Source organism: Leisingera sp. F5, from assembly GCF_001593695.1.
The window spans coordinates 1-1,292 of sequence record NZ_LUKH01001080.1; the positions used below are offsets into that span (position 1 = coordinate 1).

General features: G+C 62.9%; 1 protein-coding gene. It reads right to left on the minus strand.

Going from position 1 to position 1,292, the window contains the following annotated elements; translation table 11 throughout:
• Positions 1-253: 253 nt before the first annotated feature.
• Positions 254-1,292, minus strand: a 1,039-nt coding sequence (locus A2I95_RS39035; protein WP_291737740.1) for an ATP-binding cassette domain-containing protein, incomplete at its 5' end; no start/stop codon positions are given.

The following is a 1,292-nucleotide window of genomic DNA, read 5'->3' on the forward strand; positions in this document are numbered from 1 at the left end:
TCATTCTGCAGCGCGTCGCGGTCTGCGACTCCGGGAAATCCCATAAATCTCCTCCCCGTTCCCCCAATGCATGGGGTGTTCTGTTTGCGCCCCAGACTATTGCAAACGCGCAATTGCGCAAGCGCCGGTGCAGGGTCACGCCAAGGCAGTTTGCGGCATGACGTGGCGCCAGTTTCCAAGCCTTTGCAGTTTCCAGAACGAAAAACACCCCGGAACCGGTCCGGGGTGCTGTGTGTCCGGCTGGATTTGGCGCTTACTCCGCCGCCAGCCCTTCGGTGAACTGCAGCTTCGCCAGACGCGCGTACAGTCCGCCTTGCGCCACCAGTTCATCATGGGTGCCGGTGGCCACGATCCGGCCCTGATCCATTACAACAATCCGGTCGGCCTTTTTCACTGTCGCCAAGCGATGCGCCACAATCAGCGTGGTGCGGCCCTGGCTCAGCTCGTCCACCGCGGCCTGCACCAGACGCTCGCTTTCGGCATCCAGTGCCGAGGTCGCCTCGTCCAGCAACAGCACCGGCGCGTCGCGCAGAATGGCACGGGCGATGGCAATCCGCTGTTTCTGACCGCCCGACAGCATCACCCCGCGCTCGCCGACAAAGCTGTCATAGCCTTCCGGCAGTTTTGAGATGAAATCATGCGCGGCGGCAGCCTGGGCCGCCGCCTCGACCTCGGCATCCGTGGCCTCTGGCCGGCCGAACCGGATGTTTTCGCGCGCTGAAGCTGCAAAAATCACCGGATCCTGCGGCACTAGCGCGATGTGGCGGCGGAACTCATCCCGCTGCAGCGCCGTCAGCGCCACGCCGTCCAGCTTCACCGCGCCCTGGTTCGGGTCATAGAACCGCTGCAGCAGCTGAATGATGGTGGTCTTGCCCGCCCCGGAAGGTCCGACAAAAGCAACAGTCTCGCCCGGCTTTACTGCAAGGGACACCGCGTCCAGCGCCGAGACATCGGGGCGCGACGGATAGCGGAACGACACGTTGTCGAACATGATCTCGCCTTTCACTGGCGCTGGCAGCAACTGTGCGGCAACCGGATCCAGTACGGTATCCTTCGCATTCAGAAGCTCCACCAGACGCTCGGTCGCGCCGGCAGCGCGCTGCAGTTCGCTCCAGATTTCCGAAAGCGCCGCAACCGAGCCCGCCACCAGCACAGCATAGATCACAAACTGGATCAGCGTGCCTTCGGACATGACACCTGCGCGCACATCATTGGCGCCCATCCACAGCACACCGACAATGCCGGAGAACACCAGGAAAATCACGATCACCGTCAGATAGGCGCGGGTCTGG